At 35.3% G+C, this 7,855-nt stretch carries 8 protein-coding genes; all 8 read right to left on the bottom strand.

The window, feature by feature from the left end; genetic code table 11:
* Window positions 1-194 precede the first annotated feature (194 nt).
* The 8 genes from ACP5S8_RS03700 to rpoD all read right to left on the bottom strand — a co-directional run bounded on the left by ACP5S8_RS03700 (window position 195) and on the right by rpoD (window position 7,828).
* Window positions 195-458 (bottom strand): helix-turn-helix domain-containing protein, encoded by a 264-nt coding sequence (locus tag ACP5S8_RS03700; RefSeq protein WP_461875763.1) that lies wholly within the window; start codon window positions 456-458, stop codon window positions 195-197.
* 10 nt (window positions 459-468) lie between these two features.
* Window positions 469-1,647 (bottom strand): type II toxin-antitoxin system HipA family toxin, encoded by a 1,179-nt coding sequence (locus ACP5S8_RS03695; RefSeq protein WP_461875761.1) that lies wholly within the window; start codon window positions 1,645-1,647, stop codon window positions 469-471.
* Window positions 1,648-1,747: 100 nt separating this feature from the next.
* Entirely contained in the window at window positions 1,748-2,317 is a 570-nt protein-coding gene (locus ACP5S8_RS03690; RefSeq protein WP_461870260.1) for a sulfurtransferase TusA family protein, read from the bottom strand.
* Window positions 2,318-2,379: 62 nt separating this feature from the next.
* On the bottom strand, window positions 2,380-3,501 hold the full coding sequence (coaBC, locus tag ACP5S8_RS03685; protein ID WP_461875759.1) for a bifunctional phosphopantothenoylcysteine decarboxylase/phosphopantothenate--cysteine ligase CoaBC: 1,122 nt from the start codon (window positions 3,499-3,501) through the stop codon (window positions 2,380-2,382).
* Window positions 3,498-4,943, bottom strand: coding sequence for a GspE/PulE family protein (locus ACP5S8_RS03680; protein ID WP_461870258.1), 1,446 nt, complete (start codon window positions 4,941-4,943; stop codon window positions 3,498-3,500). Before ACP5S8_RS03680 ends, coaBC begins: the two co-directional genes overlap by 4 nt.
* Before the next feature lies 1 nt (window position 4,944).
* Window positions 4,945-5,235: a 2Fe-2S iron-sulfur cluster-binding protein gene (locus tag ACP5S8_RS03675; protein WP_012514567.1), complete on the bottom strand. Its 291-nt coding sequence runs from the start codon at window positions 5,233-5,235 to the stop codon at window positions 4,945-4,947.
* A 14-nt stretch (window positions 5,236-5,249) separates the two neighbouring features.
* On the bottom strand, window positions 5,250-6,095 hold the full coding sequence (locus tag ACP5S8_RS03670) for a zinc metalloprotease HtpX (RefSeq protein ID WP_461875757.1): 846 nt from the start codon (window positions 6,093-6,095) through the stop codon (window positions 5,250-5,252).
* Window positions 6,092-7,828: an RNA polymerase sigma factor RpoD gene (gene rpoD / locus ACP5S8_RS03665; protein ID WP_461870256.1), complete on the bottom strand. Its 1,737-nt coding sequence runs from the start codon at window positions 7,826-7,828 to the stop codon at window positions 6,092-6,094. The genes ACP5S8_RS03670 and rpoD overlap by 4 nt, the downstream gene beginning before the upstream one ends.
* Between the last annotated feature and the right edge of the window lie 27 nt (window positions 7,829-7,855).

Raw genomic sequence — 7,855 nt, 5'->3', positions numbered from 1 at the left:
GCCCCATGAATAGAGTACATAGTGTAAGCTAACCCATAAACCAAATATTATTAAAAATACTAAAGAAGTATTAATTAGAATCTTAATATTGGTGTAGTTTTGAAATTTCATAAATTTCATTATAACATGATGAGTATTTACTTTTATATGTGAATTTCAAATTTATATCTTTCTGAAGCAATAATTAATTTGGCTTAATACTCATCCCATTCTAAGTCTTCTTTGCACATAAAAGGCTCTTCTTTCCCAAAAATATTGTGGGGGACTATACAGATATCGTAACCTAAGTGCCTTAAAATGGTTTCCATATGAATTATGGTGATTCTTGCTACTACCCCACTTTCTATTTTGCTGAGAGTTTGTCTGCTTAATCCTGTTATATTAGCAAACTCTTCTTGGGTCCATCCTTTTTCTTTCCTTTTCTTTTTTATAAACTTGCCTAGTCTTTCATAGTCCATTTCAAACACCTCATGGTTTATCTAAAGATTCTTCCCACTCTTTTATAAGCCTATTTCCAATTTCTTGAAAGTTTGGATTTTGTTTCATATAGTTTTTAACATCGTTAATAGTTTCTATTAGTGCTTCTTTACAATTATCAAATATTTCTTTTGCGTCCTCCTCTTCTAGAGCACAGTATTTCAATCCAAATTCTACAAGTTCCTTTTTGCTTACCCACTTTTTAGTTCCTCCTAGAAATAAAGCTGGTTGATCTTTTTTTATATATACGCTTGTGCATACAACATCGTAGGCTGGGGCAAGCCAAATATGGGATATATCTTTTGAATAGAGAAGTCCAAAATTTTTGTTGTGGGCATCGCCATTTTTAATAAGAAAGTTCATAACGATCATTTTATAATACGATTTAAGGTCTTCTGCAACGTTTGTGGAAAACCTCTTTATTGTTTTGGCTATTTGCTCATAGCTACCTTCGTACTTATCATGTCTTCTTCTTCCCAAAATTGAACCGATTTCTTCAAAGCCTAAATAACCATTTTCATTGTAAATAAATTTTTCAATCACCAAAAATTTTTTATTTTCTGAAATGTAAATCTTAGGTATCTTTACGCCGGTTCTTTCTACCGCTTTCATACAAAAGTATTCGTTTTCTACAAGGTTAGGATATTCATCTCCGAAAGTTTTTACTATAAACTCTTTAAAATCCAAACTAGTTTTATCTTTAATTACTGCAATTGTTTTTGGCTGAACTCCGGATACGGCGTTTTTATTAAGAAACATCGATAAAAGCTCTTTGAAAGTATCCCATGTATCGTTTGTCAGAATATCCTCAAGGTTTATGCTTGTGGGTGCTGAAGAAGTCTCTCCGCCAAAGGTTACCCTTCCCTCTATTCCCGGTGCAAGATAGCGCAATAGGATAAAATCATCTATTTTTCCCTCTCTTTTATTTATTAAGCTCTTCAAGACTTCAAATAGATAGCCTTCTGGCAGGAAGCTATCGAAAAATGGATGAAGATAAAACTTACTTATATGTATCCGTTGAGAAAAAGGCATAGAGATTGAGACACTGTTTTGATAAATATTATGTTTGTCTGGCTTTTCGTATGCTAAATATTCAAATACGTATTCTTTATCTTTTCCCTCAAACAGATTTCCCACTGGTTTACCATTGCATGATACTTTAATGTCCATTCTAGTTTACAAAATACACTTTTAACTATAAAATGTCAAGTGAAATTGACAAAACAAAATTAAAGCCAATGGCTTTTGATAAAATCCTTTACCAATATTTCTAAGTGAGTTTTGGATACTCGCCCTTTTCTATGGCAAAAACGTCTTCTACCGCAAATTTGTTTTGTTTTAAAAAGTTGTAAGTCTCAAAAGCCTTTTCCTTTGATGAAAAGCCAAAGACAATACCGCAGTGTGGATATATCTCTTTTGGCACTGGTAACTTCACGTAGGAGTTCATGTTCTTTTCTTGCAAAAATTTGTCTGCTCTAACACCCTCTGACACAGATACAAAGGTTATTAGATATTTTGGCTTACCAAAAGGCATTATATCGAGAAAATGCTTGATTGCATGAAGCTTAACGCCAAGGGCTATAAATTTGACTTTATCTATTAGTTTTTCTCCTTTAAAGCCTTTGCCACGTTCTACTATTGCTACATAATACCCGTTTTCTTCTTTAAAATCTATTAGTTTGTTTCCAGACTCAAAAGCCCATATTTCTATGTCTTTTTTGAAGGCTTTATCGTCTGCCATGACCATGAGCTTTTCGCCCACAGGTATTTCCTTTAGCTTTCTCGATACCAACGTAAGAGGTAATGGACAAAACAACCCTCTAGTATCCACTGTCTCCATAAACTCACCTCACAAAAGTATAAATATAACAAAACATTTTTACAATAAAAGGATAAAAATCATCATAAAATATCTTTTAAAGCTTTTAAAATCTCTACGCTGGCAACATCTTTTGGCATTTTTGGTAGGCTTTTAACGTCATATTTAGTAATTACATATCCCTCAAACTCATCAGCGCCCATCACGGATATAGGGTTTGCCACTATGGCGTCTAAATTTTTGCTTATTAGCTTTGACTTGGCATTTTCTATAAGGTGGTCTTTTTCTTCTAGAGCAAAACCTATAAGCTTCTGATGGGGTTTTTTCATAGAACCCAGCTCTTTTAATATATCCTTTGTTTTTAAAAGCTCCAAAACAATTTTATCTTGAGTTTTTTTGATTTTTCCGCTGTGTTTTGAATATGCTTTGTAGTCTGAGATAGCGGCGTTCATTACAACAATATCGTATTTGTCAAATATTTCCAATATTTTTTGGTAGGCTTTTTCAACATCCATGTTTGATACATCCAAAAAGTCTGCTTTAGCTCCTAAGGATTTTAATGCCATGGTAAGGTATCTTGCCATTTTACCAGAAGAGCCATTTGATATAAACCTAACATCATCTATATACTCTTTTGTAGCCCCTCCTATCACTAAAGCGTTTTTGTTTTTAAAAATAGGTTCCTCGTTGGCGCTGTATATGTAAAACAAAAGTTCTTCTGGTTCTACCATTTTGCCTATACCCTCTTCGTTGCATGCAAGAAGCCCATATATTGGTTCTATTATTTTAAAGTTGTAGTTTTTTATGTTGTCTATGTGCTCTTTGGTAATATCTTTTTCATACATTACCGTGTTTGCCGAGAGAGCCAAAAGTATGTAACCTTTATAAGCAAGAGCTGTTGTGGTAAGCAAATTGTCGGCTATGCCGTATCTTAGCTTTGAAAGCGTATTTATAGTACAAGGGGCTATTACAAATACATCTGCCCACCTTGCTAAATCTATATGACAAAGGGGCTTTTCTTTCCAGTTTGAGTCCGTATACACTTCATCTTGGGACAAGGTTTTTACTATCATAGGGCTTATAAACTCTTGTGCAAAGTTTGTCATAATGGTTTTTACGTTGTGGTTTTTCTTTTTTAAAAGCCTAATAAGCTCCAACGTTTTGTAGCAGGCTATTCCGCCGGTGATACCAATTAGTATGTTCATTGGTTTTCCTCAATCTTGCATACTTGAAGCACTTCCTCTGTGGTGGTTATACCGTTTAATATTTTTTCTATGCCGTCGTCCAAAAGGCTTTTGTATTGTATATGGCTTTTAATATACTCCCAAGAAGGATTTTGAGATATCAAACTCTTTAGCTTGTCGTCTACGTTTATTACTTCAAAAAGCCCAATGCGACCTTTATAGCCAGATTGCATACAGTGTTCGCAACCAAGCCCCTTGTAAAAGGTATAATCTCCTTCTTTTAAGCCCAGCTCCTTAATCTCTACAAAAGAGGGTTTGTAAGAGGTTTTACAATAAGGGCATATCTTTCTTACAAGCCTTTGGGCTATAAGTCCTTCCACAGAAGAGGCTATTAGAAAAGGCTCTATCCCTATATCAAAAAGTCTCGTGATGCTTGATAAAGCGTTTTGGGTATGAAGCGTAGAAAGCACCAGGTGTCCAGTGAGGGCTGCTTGGATAGCTATTTCAGCGGTTTCTTTGTCCCTTATTTCTCCTATCATAATGATATCTGGGTCTTGTCTTAATATAGACCTAAGCCCTGATGCAAACGTAAGTCCCACCTTTGGGTTTACTTGAATTTGTGATATGCCTTCTATTTGATACTCTACTGGGTCTTCTATGGTTATTATATTTTTTGATGGGCTTTTTAATCTTTTTAAAAAAGCGTATAAACTAGTGGATTTACCGCTTCCAGTGGGGCCTGTCACAAGTATTATGCCATATGGTCTTGAAAGTATGTTTAATACAGTTTCATAATCTTCTTTTGAAAGCCCGAGCTCTTCCAAATCAAGAGGTGTATTTGATTGGTCTAATATTCTAAGTACTACCCTTTCCCCAAACAAGGAGGGTATGGTAGATACCCTTATATCTATCTCTTTTTTTGAAATCTTTATTCTAAATCTTGCATCTTGAGGCAATCTTTTTTCGGCTACGTTCATATTTGCTATAACCTTTATACGGGAAAGTACGCTCTGATAAAAGCCGTTGGTAAGTTCTTCCACCACTACCAACTTGCCGTCTATTCTCATTCTCACCAAAACGTTTTTTTCATAGGGTTCTATATGTATATCCGAGGCTCCTGTTTTTATAGCTTTTAATAAAATGTTGTTTACAAATATAATAGCTGGGCTTTCAAGCTCATCTTTTGAAATATCTATAGTTTCAAACTCAAGTTTCACATTTTGGTCTTCTAACGTTTGGAAAGACTGGGATAAGAAGTTGTTCCAACGCTCTAAAAACTCTTCTTCGTTTAAAACCTCAGTTTTTATCTTCTTGTCTAAATAAAAATAAAGTATATTTTTTATAAAAGCTATATCTTGATTGGCAGATACCTCTATCGTTAGCGTGTCTTGGTCTTCTTTTATGGGTATAAACCTTAGATTTTTTGCTAAATCTAGAATACCATCTTCTACATAGCCTTGCATTTTAATCTGTTTGAAGCTCTATGACATCTGTGTCTTTTACTATTTCAAGTTGACAGGTAAGCCTTCTATCTTCATCATATTCTCCTATGCGCCATAGAGTATCTGATTCTTTTTCAGATACTTCATTTAAAGCCTCAAGCCCTCGTAATACTGTGGCTACACAAACTCCACATTGGCCATCGGTACAGCCAAACTCAACACCCGCTTTTTCTATAAGATCGTGAATATCCTGAAATTTTGTTCCTACGTCAAAGTTTCCTATGACTTTTTTATTTACGATAAGTTTTGCCATAACATACTCCTTTTTTAAATTTGTCCCATTTCTTTTGCTATGTCAACAAGTCTTTTTATTCGTTCCTCTGTGGGTGGATGGGTAGAAAAAAGCTGTCCTATGCTTCCCATTGGATTTTCTATAAATAACGCCGCTGTGCCTTGATTTACTTCTACTGGCACTCTTTCCACATAATCGTGTATCTTCTTTAAGGCTTTTGCCAAAGAAAGCGGGCATCCGCATATACGGGCTCCCGTAGCATCCGCAGCAAACTCCCTTGATCTTGATATCGCAAACTGTATTATGGAAGCTATGATTGGAGTTATGATAATAAGAAGCAAAGCTACTATAGGGTTTGAATTCCTGTCTCTGTCTTGTCCTATGCCAAACATAAGGCTAAATTGAAAAATATTTACGAGGGCGCTTATAGCACCAGCTATAGTGGCTGCTATTGTTGCTATAAGTATGTCTCTATTTTTTATGTGAGAAAGCTCGTGAGCTAAAACGCCCATTATTTCATCTTCGTTTAAAAGTCTTAAAAGTCCTGTAGTGACTACCACAGCGCTATGATGTTCATCTCTTCCGGTAGCAAAGGCGTTTGGTTGATCCATATCTATTATGTATAACCTTGGCATTGGTAAATTTGCCCTTTGGGTTAACTTCTTTACTATGTTAAAAAGAGTGGGTGCTTCTTGAGGGGTTAGTTCTTTTGCTCCATACATAGAAAGTATTATGGAATCTGAATAATAATAGCTTATAAAGTTTGTAAAAGCCGAAAAAATAAGTGCGAAAAGAAGGCCAGTCTGGCCTCCTATCATATAACCTACAGCTAAAAATATGCCTGATAAAATACCAAGCAGTATTGCTGTTTTAAACATCATATTATTTCAAAATCTTTTAAATACTTTGCTCTGCTTGGGTGTCTTATCTTTCTTATAGCTTTTGATTCTATTTGTCTTATGCGTTCTCTTGTAAGGTTAAACATAGCTCCTACTTGCTCCAACGTGTGCTCTATGCCGTCTACCAGACCAAACCTATACATAATTACTTCTCTTTCTTTATCTGAAAGTGTATTGATAATCTTTTCTATCTGTTCTCTTAGAAGTCTTCTGGCCGTAGCTTCCTCTGGGTTTGATATGCTTGAGTCTTCTATGAAATCTTTAAGGTGTGTATCTTCGTCATCTCCTATAGGTGTTTCAAGGGATATAGGCTCTTGAATAGACTTCAGTATTTTCCTTACTTTCTCTGGGGACATGTTTATAGCTTTCGCTATTTCTTCGGGAGATGGTTCTCTGCCATACTCTTGGAATAGTTTTTTGGATACTTTAGAAATTTTGTTGATAGTTTCTATCATATGTACTGGTATGCGTATAGTTTTTGCTTGATCTGCTATAGCTCTTGTGATAGCTTGCTTTATCCACCATGTGGCATATGTAGAGAATTTAAAACCTTTTTTGTAGTCGTATTTATCAACAGCTTTCATAAGTCCCATGTTGCCTTCTTGTATAAGATCTAAGAAATGAAGACCTCTGTTTATGTACTTTTTAGCTATAGACACTACGAGTCTTAGGTTTGATTTTACCATTATATCTTTTGACTCTTTTACGCGTTTTCTTCCTTGCTCTATAATGTTTATAATTTTGTTAAGCTCTTCTGGTAAGACTCCCAAACGTCTTTCTATGTCCTCTATTTCCCTTTGAAGAGCTAAGTAGTTTGACCTGCTTATCTCAAAAGTATGAAAAGGCATATGTTTTTCTATTTTGTTTAAAAGCTCTTTGTTTCTATCATAGTAAGACAACAGCTCTTCAACATTTGGATGTATAGCTTCAAACCTTCTTTTTTGTATCGATAAAGAGTTTAATTTGCTCTTGTAATCTTTGCATAGCTTTATAAACTCATCGGCTATTTTTTCGTATCTTGAAAACTTAATGTTTATACTTTTCAACGTTTTATTCATCTCTGCATGAGCCTTTAAGTACTCTGCTTTTGTTTTTTTGTCTTTGTAGGTTAAAAATAACGTCCTTTTTTCTATTACTGTTTTATATTTTTTGGCAAGCTCTATACCTTTTTCTATAAACACAGAATCCACGTGTTCTGCTTCTTCGTACTCATCGTAGTCTGTATGTTCTTCCTGCATATCAAGTATCTCTTGAGATCTCATCTTTCCATCGCAGACTTTTGCCCAATACCTTAGCACCATATCCACCAAGAAAGATGTCCTTAGTAATCCTCTCCTTAGTTGCTTTCTGCCCATCTCTATGTATTTTGCATGTTCTATTTCATCTGCTCTTCCAAGAAGAGCTATCTTGCCCATCTCTTTTAGATAGTATCTTACGGAATCGTTGTTTTTCAGATCTGCCTCTACTATGCTGGCAGATACTATCATCTCGTCGTCTTCTTCTAGAATTTCCTCGTCAGCTTCGTGGTGTATAGCGGCTTCTGTCTCGTCTTCTAAAATCTGTATACCTTTTTCGGACAAGATATCAAACAAAGACTCCAACTCGTCCGATTCTACCAAGTCCTCACTGACATACTCGTTTATGTCGTCGTAGGTTACGTAGCCTTTTTCTTTGCCGATTTCTAAAAGTTGGTCTTTGCCTTTGGCTTTTCCCATACAACCTCCTTCAACACTAAGCTATTT

Source organism: Hydrogenobaculum sp., from assembly GCF_049967395.1.
Taxonomy (GTDB): domain Bacteria; phylum Aquificota; class Aquificia; order Aquificales; family Aquificaceae; genus Hydrogenobaculum.
The sequence above is the reverse complement of the archived record's forward strand: the minus strand, read 5'-3'. Positions and strand labels throughout refer to the sequence as shown.